This window comes from Nocardiopsis alkaliphila YIM 80379 (assembly GCF_000341005.1).
In the GTDB taxonomy this organism is placed as follows: domain Bacteria; phylum Actinomycetota; class Actinomycetes; order Streptosporangiales; family Streptosporangiaceae; genus Nocardiopsis; species Nocardiopsis alkaliphila.
The window spans coordinates 1-15,236 of the sequence record NZ_ANBD01000006.1; the positions used below are offsets into that span (position 1 = coordinate 1).

Below are 15,236 nucleotides of genomic sequence, written 5' to 3' on the forward strand. Positions count from 1 at the left end.
GGGCACCGACGTCGTGCGCCCCAGCGGACAGCGCAAACCGCCCACGCAGACCACACCCACCTTCGGGGCCTCGGTGCGGCTGGACATCGAGGCCGAGGTCGGTTTCGTCGTCGGCACCCCCACTCCCATGGGCGAACGGGTGGCGGTGGACGACTTCGCCGACCACGTGTTCGGGGTCTTCCTGCTCAACGACTGGTCCTCGCGCGACCTCCAGGCATGGGAGTACGTGCCGCTGGGCCCGTTCCTGGGCAAGTCGTTCGCCACCTCCATCTCACCGTGGATCGTGCCCTTGGCCGCGCTGGAGGCGGCCCGGGTGGAGCAGCCCGCCCAGGACCCCGAACCACTGCCCTACCTGAAGGGTTCCCGGCCCTGGGGTCTGGACCTGCACCTGGAGGTGCGACTCAACGGGCACCTGATCTCCAGTCCGCCCTTCTCCCAGATGTACTGGACCGCCGCCCAGCAGCTGGCGCACATGACCGTCAACGGGGCCTCCCTGCGCACCGGCGACGTGTACGCCTCCGGTACCGTCAGCGGCCCCGAGGTGGGCCAGCGCGGATGTCTGCTGGAGTTGACCTGGTCCGGCAAGGAGCCGCTCAAGCTGCCCGACGGCACCGAGCGCGCGTTCTTGGAGGACGGGGACGAGGTGACCATCACCGCCACCGCCCCGGGCCCCGACGGCACGAGGGTGGACTTCGGCGAGGTCACCGGCCGAGTCCTGCCCGCCCGGTAGTCGCGGCGATGACTGGGCGGCGGTACCCCGGTACCGCCGCCCAGCGCCCGATCCCTGCCGCCCTATTCCGCGATGAACCAGTAGATCTTGCTCACCGCGCCCACACCCCTGATGATCGCGGCCCCGGCCGTGTCACGTGGCCCTGGCCCGCTCGTCACCGACAATGGGGGACTGTCGGGCACGGGGACCGGGGAAGTGGGGGAGTGGGTCGGTGGGGACGCGGGCGGGGCACGAAGGGGCGGGCGGTACGTCGGGCGCCTTCGCGTGGCGATCCACTCGAACCCGGCCCCGAACCTCCACGTCGGACCGACGTGCCATCACCGCGCGGATCTGGCAGGAGATCAAGGAGAGCCAGTTCAGCCTGCTCGCCGCCGGGATGGCCTTCCGGGCGCTCTTGGCGTTGTTCCCCGCCCTGCTCGCCGTCGTCAGCGTCTTCGGGATACTCGCCGACCCGGCCGACCTGACCGACCAGATCCGGACCTGGCTCGTGGCAGTACCCGAGGACATGCGGGTACTGATCGAGAACCAGCTCCACCTCATCGCCGCCGCCGACACCCGGGCTCTGGGGCTGGCGTTCGCCGGTTCCCTGCTCATGGCGCTCTGGAGTGCTTCGGGGGGCGTGTACGGCCTGATGCAGGGCTGTAACGCGGCCTACCGGGCGGTGGACGGCCGCCCCTACATCGTTCGACGCGGCATCGCCATGGGGCTGGCCCTGGGCCTCGGCGCCTTTCTCTGCGTCGGTGTCGGTTCGATGGTCCTGCTTCCGGCGTCGCTGGACCACTTCGGTCTGAACCAGGCCGCTCAGATCCTGGTCCGGGTCGGACAGTGGGTGGTGCTGGCCGGTGTGACCCTGGTGGGCTTGGGCTTCGTCTACCGGATCGCGCCCCACCGCGAGCCCACGCCCGGGCACTGGTTCACCCCGGGCGTGCTCATCGCGATGCTGCTGTGGGTGGCGGCAACGGCGATGTTCACCTTCTCGGTGCAGCGATTCGGCCACTTCGGCGCGACCTACGGAACGATCGCCGGAGTCATCGTGCTGATGCTGTGGCTGTGGCTGTCCTCGCTCATCGTGCTGCTCGGGGCCTTGATCAACGCCGAACTCGAACGCCAGGGACCGGCGGCGCCTCGGCGGTGACCGTCATCGGGCGAGCTTGATCTGCGGCACGTCCCGGGTGAACTCGCGAAAACCGACGCCGTAGTACAGCCCTCGGGCGGACGGATGCACCGGTGCGCCCAGGCAGGCGACCATCATGCGATTCGCGCCGGCCGCCTTGGCCCGACGCATCCCCTCCAACAGGAGCGCGGTGCCCACACCTCGGCGTCGGAAGTCCTGGTGCGTACCGACCGGCTCGAACTCGGCGGTGCGCGTCACCTCGTCCAACCAGATGATGGTGGACGCGGCGAGCGTGCCGTCCGGTGCCCGCACCAAAAGGTGCAGGTCGGCCCGGTAGGGCCAGGTGTTCTGAACCCGTGCCAAGGCCGTCTCGTCCAACCGGGATCCGGGCCAAGCGGCTCGATGTGCCTGGACCGCATCGGCCACCGAGACGTCCTGGGCCGTCACGAAGTCGAACCCCTCGGGCAGCACCGGAGCGGCCACCTCGACCAGGTTCCGCTCGTTGGTCTGGATCCAATCGCCCTGGTCCGAACCGGTCTGGGCGTCGAACACGTATCCGTGCGCGGCCACGTGCGCACGCGCCTGTTCGTCGGCGATCTGGAGGGTGAGCGTCCGGTCGAGGTCACCGGCCACCTCCTCGTACCAGTCCAGGACCTGGGGCAGGAGTTCGGGCCGATCCGGGTGCACCTGCCAGATGAGGTCGGCCGTGGTGGATTCGGCGAAGGTGCCATCGCCGCGTGGGACGCGATAGGGCAGATGTGCCCACCCCCAGGCGACGGGCTCGCCGTTGACCAGCCACAGGCGGTGCTTCCAGAACCGACGCAACGTGTCGTAGCCCTTGCCCCACACCCAGGCCAACTCACCCACGCTGGCGTCGCCGTTGACCAGTTCCGGCCGAAACAGGCTCACCCGTTGGGCCAGTTCCTGCATGAGTCGGAGTTCGTGCGGACCGATTTCTCCCATACCGGAACCTTCGCAAAGTCAGGGCGCGGTGTCGAAGGGTTTTCGAGGGATGCTTCCTCAGAAGTCCATCGCGGTCTCCGAAGCGGTACCGGAAAATCCGCCCTTGCCCTGAATGCGCTGGATGTGCACCAGGCGGGTGAGTCGAATGACCGGGCGGATCAGCAGTTCCACGCTCCCGAGCAGGAAACACCAGGTTCCCGGGACCATCAGGTCGGAATAGAAGAACATGATGCTTCCGGCGATGAACCACAACGCGATCAGGATGTCGTTGCAGATGCTGGCCACTTCGTAGCGACGCCGGATGATCAGCTCGTCGTGGCCGATACGCAGGCTCAAGGGCCGTTGTTCGGGCATGTGTCCTCCCTCAGATGTCACCTCATACTCTGCACGTTCGGTACACCTCGAACACGCTCCGTGATCGGGCGCGTTGAAACCCGAACACGAGCCGGCACCGGGAGGAACCCGCACGCACAGGCCATAGGATCGAGCCCTAGATGATCGATCACCTGAGCGCCGCGACCTCCCGCTCACGCCATCGCGGCTCAGGAGTCGAGAACAACCCTTTCCCTCTTCGCCCACCCTGCCCCGGGCGGTGACCCAAGACCCGAACAGAGACCTCTTCCATGGACCCCCATCGCGACACACCCCTGCCCGAAGGCGTCACCCCGCTGCGCGCCGGCGACCCCGTACGGATCGCCGACTATTCCCTTCTGGGCCGCCTCGGCAGCGGAGGCATGGGAACCGTCTACGCCGCCGTCAGCCCCGACGGCGCCTGTGTCGCCCTCAAACTCGCCCACGAGGACGCCCCTGCCGGGTTCGACCGCGAGTTCGACGTCATGGAGCGGGTCCAAGGCGAGTACGCGGTGGGCGTGCACGCCACCGGCACCTTCCAGGGGCGTCGCTGGGCGACCATCGACTACCTGCCCGGCCGCAGCCTGCACCGACACGTAGGCGAGAACGGGCCCTGGAGCGGTGAGGCCCTCCTCGTTCTGCTGGCCGGTTGCGCCGAGGCGCTGGCCGCCGTCCACCGGGCCGGCGTCGCCCACGGCGATGTCAAGCCCGGCAACGTGATCGTCACCCCAGACGGGCCTCGCCTGATCGACTACGGGATCGCCCGACTGATCACCGAACCGGCCTCGGCCATCAACGCCGGCAGCCCGGGATGGCTGGCCCCCGAACGCTACGCGGGCGCGCCGCCCGAGCCGGCCTCCGACGTGTTCGCCTGGGGGTGCCTGGCCTACTTCGCCGCCACGGGCGATGGACCCTTCGGGAAGGTGCCCGCCGACAGCGGCCCTCGTGAAGCGCTGGCCGAGATGGCCCGCCGCAGTGGTCGGGCGCCCACGGACCTGTCCGCGTTGCCCGAGGGTCTGGCCGAGCTGGTCTCGCGGACACTGGTCCCCGACCCCGGGGAACGCCCCACGGCCGAACAGGTCTACCAGGAGTGCCTGGTGCTGCTCGACGTGCCCCGGGAGGTCGTGGCCTTCGCGCCCACCGAGGTGGACCAGGGCGACGAGTTCTGGGAGAACATGCTGGTGCGGATGCGGGCCCTGGTCGCCGAACACTGGCCTCGGATCGACGTGTCCTGGCACCGGCCGGCCCTGTGGGTCTCGGCCGCCACCGAGCACGTGGGTCAAGCGGCCGCGAACCTGCTCGACGGGGGCGGCCACGTCGCGCAGGGCATGCACCATGGGGGAGGGGAATCGGCCCGAGGAGGCGCCGACGCCCTCGCTTCGGCCTTGGGCGGTGGTGAAGCGGCCACCGGGAGCGGCACGGCAGGGGGAGCGGCGCCGCCACCGGCAGCGGCGCGATGAGCGCGGGAGGAGCGGTCACGGGGGCCGGCGCGGGCAAGGTGGTGGGCATGATCGCGGCCGGTGGGGTGGCCATCGGCGTCGCCGCCGGCGGTGCCGCCTACCTGGGCGGTCAGGTCGCCGATGACGGGTCGCTGGCCGAGGAGGTCGAACCCGCCCCCGTGGAGGAAGTGGACGAGACGGTCACCCACGTGCTCACCCTGGAGCAGTCGCAAGACCCCCGGCAGGTGGAACGGCTGACCGAGGCGCTCCAGCGGGAGAGCGCGCAGACGTTCGTCCTGGACATCACCATCGATCCGGGCAACGTCAACACCGCGCTGTGGCCTTACCGGGAGGACGACCCCCTGGGGTCCACGCCCCACGACGCGCTGGTGCTCAACAGCGACTGCTGGGACCCGGAGTTGGATTGTGACAGCGCGCTCGTCCTGTACTTCTTGGACGGTTACGAATGGGACGAGCAGCCGGGAGAGAAGGGTCTGGTCAAGACGTTCCGGGTGGACGAGATGGCGGTCAACGACGTGGAGTGGCTGGGGACCGACTGGGTGGGTGGCTACCCCGGGCTGCACGTGATGCTTGAGGAAGTGCCCGAATAGGGGCGGTGGCGCGCCGGTCGGTCAATTCGAGTCTCCTTCACCAAGTGGAGGCGGTGCGGTCCTGCGGTGTGCGCGGGCGGATAAGCCGGGCGAGGTCGGACAGGGTGACGGCCCTGGGCGGGCGAGGGCGGGATTCAGGGGCGTCGGTCACGGCAACCGGTCCAAGAGTTCGCGGGCGAGTCGGCGGGCCAGGGCTTCCTCGCAGCCGAGCCGAGCGAGGAGAACGGTGGATTCGGGGCGGTGGGGCGAGTGCTGGACCCAGCCGTCGTCGGTGAGGTGGATGGTCGCTCGGCGGTAGCCGAATTCCACGGTCACGGAGCCATCGATGGGTTCTTCCCAAGGCGCGAGCCCACGCCGCCGCAACGCGGACAGCAGCGCACACCGTGCGATGTCGAGGGTGTCTGAGCGGGGGCCTGCGGATGCTGACATGTTCACCTCACGGTTGCGCCTGCCTTACAGGTCACCACCTTGGGATTTCTACGATCGGTCGCGCCATTGTCTGAGAAATTTCTGTAACGGCCGGACAGCATGTGGAAGCGCGGCGTAACATCTCGAACATGAGCGACCCCCCGTTTCCGGAACTCATGACCAACTTCCGTGAACTGCAAGGACTCACCCAGGAACAGCTGGCTTCCCGAATCGGCTGTTCTGCGGCTTCCGTGTCCCGATGGGTGAATGGGCAATCCCTTCCACACCGCCCACTGGTGGAGAAACTGGACAAGGAGCTGTGTGCTGAGGGGAAACTGGTCGCCTCGTGGCGCCAAGCGACCACCGGGCACGCGCTCCCCGAGTGGGCCCGGTCCCTGGCCGGGATCGAGACCCGGGCGCGATCGCTACAGTTCGCCTCTCCGGTGCTCGTCCCCGGTTACCTACAGAGCCCTTCCTACGCCGACGCCGTGTTCAGGGCCTGGTGGCCGGATGCCTCGGACGAGGAGATCGAGCGGCTCACACAACTGCGCACGCAACGGCTGTCCCAGTTGCCACAACTGCGTGTCACCGCTGTCTTCCCGGTCAGCGGCATCACGGGTTTCGATCCGGTGGTCAGGCAGGAGCAGGCAGCGCACCTGTTGGCGCTGGTGGAGACAGGCCAGGTTCGAATCCACCTGGTCCCGGAGGGGACACTCCTGCTGGCGGTGACCGCCCCTCTGATGGTCTTCCGGTTGCGTACCGGTGAGACGGTCATCACGAGCGACCACGTGGACGGTAACGTCGTCTACGGTGCCGATCGCAATGATCGGCTCACCTCTCTGATCACGGGAGCCATGGCGGAAGCCCTGCCGGCCCGGCTCTCCCTCGAAGCTTTGAAGGATCTCGCATGAGCACCGAATGGCACAAGAGCACTTACAGCGCTACCGGCGGAAACTGCGTGGAGGTCCGCGAGGGTGTCTTCGGCACGGACGTTCGCGACACCCAGAACCGCGAGGCCGGCCACCTGAGCTTCACGAGTGACGAGTGGTCGGCGCTCCTGCGAGGGTTGCGCTCCGAGAAGCGCTGATCCTCGATCTCTTCGGCCCTTCGTTTCCACGAGGGGCCTTTCATGCCCTATGGGTTTGTTTGAGAGTTGCTATTCGAGGTGGGGTCGAAAAAGGGGAATGGCAAGGCGATTCAGTCGATAGAGGCGCCCCGGGTGAATCCATCTGTTCCGCTTCGAGTCAGCAATCCGTTCAGGCTGTTCGCCCGTAGGCGCTTGCCGTGTCGGGCGATGATTCATAAGGCCTGGTGCGCGATTCCGTGGATAAGCCTTCACATGCCTTCAAATCAGACAAAGGGAAAATCTCTGTCATCGCGCACCTATAGGGCTAATTGCCACTCGTAGGAAAGCGCGGGTTTGAGAGAATGGCTCGCGAACTCTTGTTCGCTCCACTAGCTTGAATCTCGACAAGAAAAAACCCGACCGGGTGCTAGCAACACCTGGCCGGGTTGTGGCCGACGCCTGCGTGAACAGGTGTGTCGGCCATGCCACCTACCTGAAAGCCCCAGGAAGGCGACATCGCCATGGAGTCTACCGCTTCCGCCCTCGCCAAGGCGCCCGAAACTCCGAATCCGCTCGGGTTCTCTCCGGCTCGCAAACGCCCTCGGGGCGCGTTCGAGGGTGTGGGGCACATCCTGGCCCTGTGGGTTCTGCGCCTGTACCGCAAGGGCCTTCTTCCCACCCCCCGCTCGTTCCTGCTCTTGTCCGCCCTGGCCGACATCGTGGACGTCGACGGCCGCTGGTGCTTCTACCACCTGGAGAACCTGGCCGCGCGCTGCAACGGGTTCCTCAGCGTCAGCAGCATCAAGCGCGCCATCGACGACCTGGTCGAGATCGGGTTGGTCCGCAAGCTGGACCGTTCGCAGACCCTGGACTTCTTCGCCGCCGACATCGCCCGTGGCCGCTCCGTCTACCGGCTGGCGNNTGGTCCCGGCCGAGTCCTACCCCGAGCCGGTGTTGGCCGAGATCAACGAGTGCCGAGCGGCCTTGGGGGAGGAGCCGATCACCCCGCACAGCCGGCCGCCCTTGAAGCCGAGGACCCCGGTTCACGGTGAGCCGGGCCCCGGCTCAGATCGACCCACAGACTCTTTCCCTGGGGACTCTTCTGGGAACGGGGCGGGTGGTTCCGTCCGTGACAGCGTAAGTACAGGGGAAGAAGAGCGGCAGAAGCAGCAAAACGGACCCTACGGAATCATCGCTCGCATTCATGACCGATGCTTGGCCGAACCTCGGGCCGACCGGCAACGGCTGGCCATGGCGGTGCACCGCCTTTTGCGCCAAGGTCTGAGCGTGCGGGAGGCGCGAGCCCTCTTCTCGGGGCTGGACCGGCTCCAGCGTCCCTTTCCCGCCCTGATCTGGCGAATGCGCAGCCTGGAGGCGGCCCAGGCCTTCCTTGCCGGAATCCTGGGCAGGGGCATCGACGCACCGGGATCGTCGCCGGCCCAGTGGCCGATCACAGGCGAGGCCGAACCCTTCTCCCGGCCCGAACGGTTCCTGGTGGACCCCCAGGGCAAGGCCACGCATACCTGCCCGGAACACGGGAGCATCCGTAACGAACCCGGTGGCACTTGCGCGATCTGTGGCAGGCGGTGCCGGTCGGTGCCCGATGAGGTCATGCACGACCCCGTGTCGGAGCCGGCTACACGAATCGAAGACGAGCCCGCGCCCGCAGAACACGAGGCGCAGCCCCCTGCCGCCGCTGTGGAAGGATTGGATCCGCGGCTTCCGGCACTCATGGCCGCCTCTTTGGCCGGAGCGGGTGGGGCGGCGGCCCCACCCTCACCACCGGCACCCGACGTCAGCCCTTGGAAGCCCTTGGGCTCGGGGATCTCGCCCCAGAGCCGGGCGATCATCGACGGTCTGCGTGAGGGCCTGGAGGCCAGGGGCGCAGCGGGTCCGATTCCGCCTCCCCGCACGGCTCCGCGCGACCTGAGGGATGATGCCTTCGCTCCGCGGCTGGACAAGGCCCGCTGAGCCGCCCACTCCCAGAGCCGTAGGAACCACTCGACGAGAGGCGCGATCACGGTTCGAAGTGGGCGTAGTCTTCGGCATCTCGATCCTTGGTCGGTTTCGTCGCAAATTTAATCTACAACGTAAAGGCCTTGGGTTCGATGATGCGAGTCCAGGCGAAGTCAGCCGGATTCACCGGTGCGACGATACCGCTCATACACCACGCGCGAGGCGAACGTCCGGCTCTCCACCAGTTCCAGTGCGATGGCATCGGTGACCGGTGGCAGCAACGGGGTACCCCCACCGACGATGATCGGGTGGCGAAAGAGCCGGAACTCGTCGACCAGTCCGAGTTCGATCGCCTGCCCGGCCAGGGTGGCGCCGCCGATCTCCACTTCCCCCTCGGTCGAGGTGAGCATCGCGGCGACCTCCTCGGCCACCGACCCTTGGGCGAGTCGGGCGTTTCCCTCGACGCGATCGAGCGTGTGGCTGAACACGACCTTGGGCAGCGCCGACCACGCGTCGGCGAACGCGGCGCCGAGCTCACCCTCGCGCATCGACGGGTCGGTCTCCCACACGAGCATCGTCTCGTACAACCGACGGCCGCACAGACAACCTCCGAGTTCGCCCACCCGATCCAGGTGGAAGCCGAACAACTTCTCATCGGGAGTGGTCCAGTCGAAGGAACCGGTGCGGTCGGCGATGAAGCCGTCCACCGAGACCCCCATCGACACCAGCAGCATGGTCGAGCCCCTTTCCCTGCGGCGAGGCCGGCTTGTGCGAGCACCTCGCGGCGAACCGCGCCGGGAGAACCGCTGGCGGTGGAATCCGGCCGGCTCTCTGACGGCTTCCATTCCCCGCGCGGGTCGCGATCAAGCAACGGCTGATCGGCCACGCCGGTTCGGTGTCGCCCTCAACGTGCGCACGCGGAGCCCGACGAAGGTCCGGTCGCCCTCTGGTGCGGGGGCCGAGAACACTCGACCGGGGTGGCCGCCTGAACGAGGGGCCACCCCGGCCGGATCACTGAGACGCGAGCGCGCCCGTGATGGAGGTACGAGCGGCTCGGCGAGCGGGCAGCAACGAAGCCACCAGGCCGGCCACGATCGCGATGACCAAGAACGCGACCACCTGTCCGAGGGGGAACCCCAGGACGATGTTCGACAGGGTCGCGGAGATGGCCGCCCAACCGAACACCACACCGAGCACGACGCCGACGCCGGCCCCGATCAAGCAGAGCAGCACGGCCTCCACGCCCAACATGCGGCGCAGCTGGGACCTGCTCAGCCCCAGGGCTCGTAGGATCGCGGACTCACGGGTGCGTTCCAGCACCGACAGCGCCATGGTGTTGGAGATGCCGAAGACCGCGATGATGATGGCCAGCCCCAGCATCGCCGCGATCGCGTAGAAGGCGATGGCCAACATCTGCTCGAACTCCTGGCGCATGTCGCCCATGGAGGTGACGTTCAAGGTCGGGTGTTCGTCCACGGTGGAGTAGACGGCCTCGCGCAGCTCCGCGGAGGAGGCGGAGTCGCTGCCCCGGACCATGACGGTCGAGTCACCCGTGATCTCGGGGACCACCTGCTCGTAGTCCCGCGGAGCCAGGGTCAGGCCGTAGAACATTCCCGTGTTCGCCACCACGGCCGCGATCTCGAACTCGCGTTCGGGGTCGCCCAGGGTGATGGTGTCGCCGATCACGAGGTTCTCGGCCCGCTCCTCGGTGATGAGCACGCTGCCCGGACCGAAGTCGGCGAGGTCGCCCTCGACCACGTCGGGTTGGACCTCTTCTCCCACCGTGGCGTCCAAGAAGGTCACCACGGGAATGGTTCCGTCCTCATTGGTGATCCTGTCATCACCACTGTCCACGGAGTCCAAGCGCTGGGCGAAGACGTGCTCGATCTTCGGGTTCGCCGCCAGCTCCGATCGCACGGACTCGGGGACGGTGCTCAGATCGGTGCCACCGGCTTCGGTGCCCTCTTCCCCGTCCTCCCCTTCGCCCTCCAGGCCCTCCAGGTTCATCATGGGCGAGATCTGGTAGTCCACGGGGAACTTGCCGTCGAGTTGCTGACCGACGGTCGCCTGCATGGAGGCGCTGATCACCGAGTAGCCGGTGATGAGGGTGGCGCCCACGGTCAGGGCGATCATGGCGGTGGCCGCGCGACGCGGGCTACGGGTGGAGTTGTCCACCGCCAGCATGCTCGACACGCCCATCCGGCGCAGGGGGGCACCCACCAGGTGCACGACGCCGCGCACCAGTAGCGGACCCAGCACCACCACGCCCACGAAGGCGACCATCGCACCCGCGGCCACGATCCACATCCCATTGGTGTCGGGATCACCGCTCAGCCCCAAGGCCACGATTCCGCCGGAGAGCAGGAACAACCCGACGCCCACGACCGCGCGCGTCCTGCCGGTGCCCTTCTCCATACCGGTGGCGGTGGCACTGGTGCGCAACGCCGCCAGCGGGGACACCCGGGTGGCGCGCATGGCCGGGATCATCGCGGAGAACACGGTGATGGCCACGCCCACGATCAGACCGAGGATCACGGCGGTGGGGGTCACCACGGTGGTGACGTTCATGTCGGGGTCGAGCAGTGGGCCGCCGTATTCGATCCCCACCAGTCCGAGGCCGGTTCCGGCCAGCACCCCCAGCAGGGAGGCCACCAGGCCCACCACGAGGGACTCGAGCAGCACCGAACGAAAGACCTGGCCTCGCTGGGCGCCCACGCAGCGCAGCAGCGCCATCTCGCGCTGACGCTGAGCGACGAGGATGGCGAAGGTGTTGTAGATGACGATGCCGGCCACGAAGACGGCGATGAACGCGAACAGCATCAGGCCGGTACGGATGATGTCGGCGTCCGCGCCGGCTCGGGAGGCCATGCGCTCACCGAACTCGGTGCCGGTGGACACCTCGGCGCCTTGGCCGAGCACTCGGGCCACGGCGGCGGCGACATCGTCTTGGGAGGTCCCTTCGGTGGCCAGGACGTCGATCTCGTGGAAGCCCTCGGCTCCGGTCACCGATGCGAAGGCCTCGGGGGCCAAGATGAAGGCCCCACGGTAACTCAAGCCGGATTCCAGCCCCACATCGAACAGGCCGGTGACGGTGAACTCCCGTTCCCGCTGCTCGGTGTCGAGCAGGGTGACGGAATCTCCCACCTCGAAACCGGTCTGTTCGCTGATGCCGGTGGCCAGGACGATCTCATCAGGGCCCTCGGGTGGTTCTCCTTCCAAGACGTGGTGCCGGGTCACCTCGCCCACGGTCATGGCCAGGGGAGGGAACATGCCGTAGGCGCGCCCCTCGGCGTCCAAGAGCAGGGCGGGGGCTTGGCGTACGCCGTCGGCTTCGGCGACCTCGGGCAGATCCCGGAGCCGCTCGAGTTGCTCGTCGGTGAAGGGCTCGGGGTCCTGCCAGGTACCGTCCTGGTCCTCCAAGGGCCGGGGAGTGGCGATGGCGTCGATCTTGGTGGCCGAGCCCATGACGGATTCTTCGTAGCTGTCCTGAAGGCTGTCGGCGAAGACCATGGTGCCGACGATGAACATGACGCCGAGCAGGATGGCCAGGGTGGTGGTGACGTAGCGGGCCTTGTGCAACCGCAGGCCGGCCAAGGTGGTGCGCAGCATCGCTTCTCAGGCCTCCAACTTCAGCAGGCGTTCGGAGACCAGCTCGGCGGTGGGGGAGGTGACCTCGTCGACCAGTCGGCCATCGCGCAGGAACACCACCCGGTCGGCGTAGGCGGCGGCCACCGGGTCGTGGGTGACCATGACGATGGTCTGGTTCAACTCTTGGGCCGAATCACGCAGGAAGGCCAGGACTTCGGCGCCCGAGCGGGAGTCCAGGTTGCCGGTGGGTTCGTCGGCGTAGACCACCTCGGGGGCGTTGAGCAGGGCCCGGGCCACGGCCACGCGTTGTTGTTGGCCGCCCGAGAGCTTGGCGGGCAGATGGGTCAGGCGGTCGCGCAGCCCGACCACGTCCACGATGTGGTCGAAGCGGGCCTGGTCGATGTCGCGTTTGGCGATCTGGGAGGGCAGCAGGATGTTCTGCTCGGCGGTGAGCATGGGTAGCAGGTTGAAGGATTGGAAGATGAACCCGATCCGGTCGCGGCGTAGCAGGGTGAGTTCTTTGTCGCGCATGCCGGTGATCTGGGTGCGGCCCAGGTGCACGGTGCCCGAGGTGGGGGTGTCCAGTCCGGCCAGGCAGTGCATGAGGGTGGATTTGCCCGAGCCGGAGGGGCCCATGATGGCGGTGAAGGCGCCTCGGTGGAACTCCACGTTCACCCCGGCCAGGGCGTGGACCTGGTCGGCGCCGGTGTCGTAGGTCTTGGTCAGATCGTGGGCGATGACCACCGGGGGCGCTTGAAAGGGGGAGGGGGATGGTGGTGTGGGCGTGCTCACGGTGGTCGACTCCAAAGGGTAGGCGGGACATGGGATGGCCGAAGAAGGACGGGTCCTTTCCGGTACACCACGAAACTAGTTCCGGATCCAGGGTCCAGACCTCCCCCCAGGGGCCGAACCCGATGTCGGCCAAAAGCCCAGAACCGGGCGGGTTCGCGACGCCTAAGTGGGGGTGGGGCCCCTACTTTCGTCGGGGGTGAGCCGCTCCCGCGCACGCACGTGCCCCACCTAGAATCTGCACCCATGCGTATCCGGACCGGCTTGGCCGCACGTTGGCGGCGCCTCGATTCGACACGTCTGCGTGAGTTGCGGCTGGTCACCGCGGACTGGCTTTGGGCGGTGCTCCCCCTTCCCCTCAGCCTTCAGTTCCAGATCGTCTCCTTGGACGGGTGGGGGCTGTGGGGTGGTCCCATGGGGGCCCTCATCGAGCAGGAATCCGCTCGCTACGGTTCGCTGCTCCCAGGGTTGCTCTACATCGGTCTTCCGGTGTTGTTCGCCTCCGCGGTCACGCTGCTGCGGCGCGAGTACCCCCTGTGGCTGATGGGGGTCGCGTTCGTCCTGCTCCTGGGGTTCGCCAACCCGCTGCCGATGCTGGTGGCGGTGTACTCCCACGCGGCCCACTCTCGGAGCCCCGTGTACTCGGCGGTGTGGGGCGCGGTGTACGTCGTCACCGTGGTCGTGGTGTATCGGGAGGAAGGGGGTGTCACCATCTCGATGGTGGTGTCGACGACCCTCGCCCTCTTGGTCTTGGGACTGTTCGTGAGTACTCGGCGTCGACTCTTGGAGAGTTTGCGGGAAAGGGCCGAGCGCCTCGAGCGGGAAAGGTATCTGTTGGCCGAACAGGCCATCGCCGCCGAACGTACCCGCATCGCTCGTGAGATGCACGACGTGGTCGCCCATCGGGTCAGCCTCATCGTGCTGCACGCCGGAGGTCTGGAGGTGGCGACCGCCGAGTCATCGACGGCCACGACCGCCGAACTCATTCGGCGAACAGGGCGCCAGGCCTTGGGGGAATTACGCGACATCCTCGGGGTGCTGCGCGAGGATTCCGTCATTGCCGCACCGAAGCATCCCCGGTCCGAACTCGAGGACATTCGAGAACTCATCGCCCAATGGCGAGAGGCGGGAATGCGGGTCGAATTCCACCCGAACGCGTCCTCGATCGAAGACCTGGCCCCGAACGTGCGACGCATGGCCTTCCACGTGGTCAAGGAAGCGCTGACCAACGCGGCCAAACACGCCACCGGTGCCCAGGTGTGCGTGCGACTCGATCGGCTCCCTCGAGCCTTGCGGGTCGAGGTCGTCAACGGTGCCGCCCCTGAGACCGCCCCGCTCGGCCCCCGGAGCGGATTCGGCTTGATCGGTCTTCGTGAACGAGTCGCCGCGATGGGCGCAACGATGGACGTCGGCCCCGACGCCGAGGGCGGCTGGCGACTGACGGTGGAGTTGCCCCAGGAGAGGAACCGAGCATTGGAGCCCTTCGAGCGTGGGGACCGAGCGCCATCCCACGGCCTTGGTCCGCGCTAGGTCCCGGGCCGACCACCGGTGGCCTGCGGTGGTCGATCCATGACGCAAGTGGGGCCTCGCCGGGCGCGAGGGCGATGAGCCGCTCACCGGGCCTTGGGCCGGAGGCGCTCGGGACCGACCCGTGGATCCCCTTACGGGGCCAAGGCCTGGGAACGGTGGCGCGCTTGGGTGATCAGGCGACGCTTACGGGCCGGGAACCCCAAGGACGGGCGGCCCATGCGCCACGCGGCGCCGGTGAGGACCGCCGACTTGAAGCGAGCCACCATGGACCCGCTCCAGGCCCAGGACCCGGTCCAGGCCCAGGACCTGGCCCGGCCCTGGGCGTCGACCAGCTGGTAGAAGGCGTCCTCACGTCCGAGGCTGACGTGGTTGCCGAGGTAGACGAGCGGAAACCTGCTCAGGCCGCGCCCGCTCAGCCGCTCGATGATCGCCGCCACCGCCTGCCGTGTGGTGACCTGCGCGCTCACGCAGTTCATCGGCAGTGGTCGACCGTTGCGCCCGAGGGCGTGGACGCCGTCACCGGCCGCGAAGACCTCGGGGTGTGAAACCGATCGCATGTCCTGGTCGACGATGATCCGACCGTTGCCGGTCACGCTGATCCCGCTCTGGACGGCGATGGAACGATCGGTGAACCCGGCCGCCCACACGGTCACGTCGGACGGGAAGACGGTGCCATCGGAGCCGATGGGCT

15 protein-coding genes are annotated in these 15,236 nt (G+C 67.8%); 8 read left to right on the plus strand and 7 right to left on the minus strand.

What is annotated here, in order from left to right; genetic code table 11:
* Together D472_RS0100875 and D472_RS0100880 are read left to right on the plus strand one after the other, a co-directional pair.
* Nucleotides 1-730 (plus strand): fumarylacetoacetate hydrolase family protein (locus tag D472_RS0100875; protein ID WP_017602611.1); only part of this gene is annotated, 730 nt, incomplete at its 5' end.
* A 211-nt stretch (nt 731-941) separates the two neighbouring features.
* Nucleotides 942-1,865 (plus strand): YihY/virulence factor BrkB family protein, encoded by a 924-nt coding sequence (locus D472_RS0100880; RefSeq protein WP_017602612.1) that lies wholly within the window; start codon nt 942-944, stop codon nt 1,863-1,865.
* Nucleotides 1,866-1,868: 3 nt separating this feature from the next.
* Here D472_RS0100880 and D472_RS0100885 read toward each other — a convergent pair whose 3' ends face one another.
* Complete coding sequence (locus tag D472_RS0100885; RefSeq protein ID WP_017602613.1) at nt 1,869-2,807, minus strand: GNAT family N-acetyltransferase; 939 nt, start codon at nt 2,805-2,807, stop codon at nt 1,869-1,871.
* 57 nt (nt 2,808-2,864) lie between these two features.
* The gene (locus D472_RS0100890) at nt 2,865-3,161 is read right to left on the minus strand and encodes a YrhK family protein (protein ID WP_017602614.1); all 297 of its coding nucleotides are present in this window, start codon (nt 3,159-3,161) and stop codon (nt 2,865-2,867) included.
* 269 nt (nt 3,162-3,430) lie between these two features.
* On the opposite strand from D472_RS0100890, the gene D472_RS26485 reads away from it, so the two are divergent.
* Nucleotides 3,431-4,618, plus strand: a complete 1,188-nt coding sequence (locus D472_RS26485; protein ID WP_017602615.1) for a serine/threonine-protein kinase — start codon at nt 3,431-3,433, stop codon at nt 4,616-4,618.
* Complete coding sequence (locus tag D472_RS27010; protein WP_017602616.1) at nt 4,615-5,208, plus strand: hypothetical protein; 594 nt, start codon at nt 4,615-4,617, stop codon at nt 5,206-5,208. The genes D472_RS26485 and D472_RS27010 overlap by 4 nt, the downstream gene beginning before the upstream one ends.
* A gap of 147 nt (nt 5,209-5,355) precedes the next feature.
* Here D472_RS27010 and D472_RS28525 read toward each other — a convergent pair whose 3' ends face one another.
* Complete coding sequence (locus D472_RS28525; RefSeq protein ID WP_152447860.1) at nt 5,356-5,637, minus strand: hypothetical protein; 282 nt, start codon at nt 5,635-5,637, stop codon at nt 5,356-5,358.
* A gap of 128 nt (nt 5,638-5,765) precedes the next feature.
* On the opposite strand from D472_RS28525, the gene D472_RS0100910 reads away from it, so the two are divergent.
* The 3 genes from D472_RS0100910 (at nt 5,766) to D472_RS27930 (ending at nt 8,653) form a co-directional block, all read left to right on the plus strand.
* On the plus strand, nt 5,766-6,527 hold the full coding sequence (locus D472_RS0100910; RefSeq protein ID WP_026117255.1) for a helix-turn-helix domain-containing protein: 762 nt from the start codon (nt 5,766-5,768) through the stop codon (nt 6,525-6,527).
* Complete coding sequence (locus D472_RS0100915; RefSeq protein ID WP_017602619.1) at nt 6,524-6,703, plus strand: DUF397 domain-containing protein; 180 nt, start codon at nt 6,524-6,526, stop codon at nt 6,701-6,703. The genes D472_RS0100910 and D472_RS0100915 overlap by 4 nt, the downstream gene beginning before the upstream one ends.
* A gap of 1,194 nt (nt 6,704-7,897) precedes the next feature.
* Nucleotides 7,898-8,653 (plus strand): hypothetical protein, encoded by a 756-nt coding sequence (locus D472_RS27930; RefSeq protein ID WP_051045908.1) that lies wholly within the window; start codon nt 7,898-7,900, stop codon nt 8,651-8,653.
* Nucleotides 8,654-8,811: 158 nt separating this feature from the next.
* Here D472_RS27930 and D472_RS0100925 read toward each other — a convergent pair whose 3' ends face one another.
* The 3 genes from D472_RS0100925 to D472_RS0100935 all read right to left on the minus strand — a co-directional run bounded on the left by D472_RS0100925 (nt 8,812) and on the right by D472_RS0100935 (nt 13,018).
* Nucleotides 8,812-9,372 (minus strand): dihydrofolate reductase family protein, encoded by a 561-nt coding sequence (locus D472_RS0100925; protein WP_017602621.1) that lies wholly within the window; start codon nt 9,370-9,372, stop codon nt 8,812-8,814.
* Between the two features lie 277 nt (nt 9,373-9,649).
* Nucleotides 9,650-12,247, minus strand: coding sequence for an ABC transporter permease (locus D472_RS0100930; RefSeq protein ID WP_017602622.1), 2,598 nt, complete (start codon nt 12,245-12,247; stop codon nt 9,650-9,652).
* A 6-nt stretch (nt 12,248-12,253) separates the two neighbouring features.
* On the minus strand, nt 12,254-13,018 hold the full coding sequence (locus D472_RS0100935) for an ABC transporter ATP-binding protein (RefSeq protein WP_026117256.1): 765 nt from the start codon (nt 13,016-13,018) through the stop codon (nt 12,254-12,256).
* A 243-nt stretch (nt 13,019-13,261) separates the two neighbouring features.
* Between D472_RS0100935 and D472_RS24475 the strand changes: the two genes are divergently transcribed.
* Nucleotides 13,262-14,545, plus strand: a complete 1,284-nt coding sequence (locus D472_RS24475; RefSeq protein ID WP_017602624.1) for a sensor histidine kinase — start codon at nt 13,262-13,264, stop codon at nt 14,543-14,545.
* A gap of 131 nt (nt 14,546-14,676) precedes the next feature.
* Here D472_RS24475 and D472_RS24480 read toward each other — a convergent pair.
* A partial coding sequence (locus tag D472_RS24480; protein ID WP_017602625.1) for an FAD-dependent oxidoreductase occupies nt 14,677-15,236 on the minus strand: 560 nt, incomplete at its 5' end.

Excerpts from the sequence above, each read along its gene's own strand:
- D472_RS0100915 (WP_017602619.1), top strand. The coding sequence starts at position 6,524 with ATGAGCACCGAATGGCACAAGAGCACTTACAGCGCTACCGGCGGAAAC.
- D472_RS0100890 (WP_017602614.1), bottom strand. The coding sequence starts at position 3,161 with ATGCCCGAACAACGGCCCTTGAGCCTGCGTATCGGCCACGACGAGCTG.
- D472_RS24475 (WP_017602624.1), top strand. The coding sequence starts at position 13,262 with ATGCGTATCCGGACCGGCTTGGCCGCACGTTGGCGGCGCCTCGATTCG.
- D472_RS26485 (WP_017602615.1), top strand. The coding sequence starts at position 3,431 with ATGGACCCCCATCGCGACACACCCCTGCCCGAAGGCGTCACCCCGCTG.
- D472_RS0100910 (WP_026117255.1), top strand. The coding sequence starts at position 5,766 with ATGAGCGACCCCCCGTTTCCGGAACTCATGACCAACTTCCGTGAACTG.
- D472_RS0100885 (WP_017602613.1), bottom strand. The coding sequence starts at position 2,807 with ATGGGAGAAATCGGTCCGCACGAACTCCGACTCATGCAGGAACTGGCC.
- D472_RS0100930 (WP_017602622.1), bottom strand. The coding sequence starts at position 12,247 with ATGCTGCGCACCACCTTGGCCGGCCTGCGGTTGCACAAGGCCCGCTAC.
- D472_RS0100925 (WP_017602621.1), bottom strand. The coding sequence starts at position 9,372 with ATGCTGCTGGTGTCGATGGGGGTCTCGGTGGACGGCTTCATCGCCGAC.
- D472_RS27010 (WP_017602616.1), top strand. The coding sequence starts at position 4,615 with ATGAGCGCGGGAGGAGCGGTCACGGGGGCCGGCGCGGGCAAGGTGGTG.
- D472_RS28525 (WP_152447860.1), bottom strand. The coding sequence starts at position 5,637 with ATGTCAGCATCCGCAGGCCCCCGCTCAGACACCCTCGACATCGCACGG.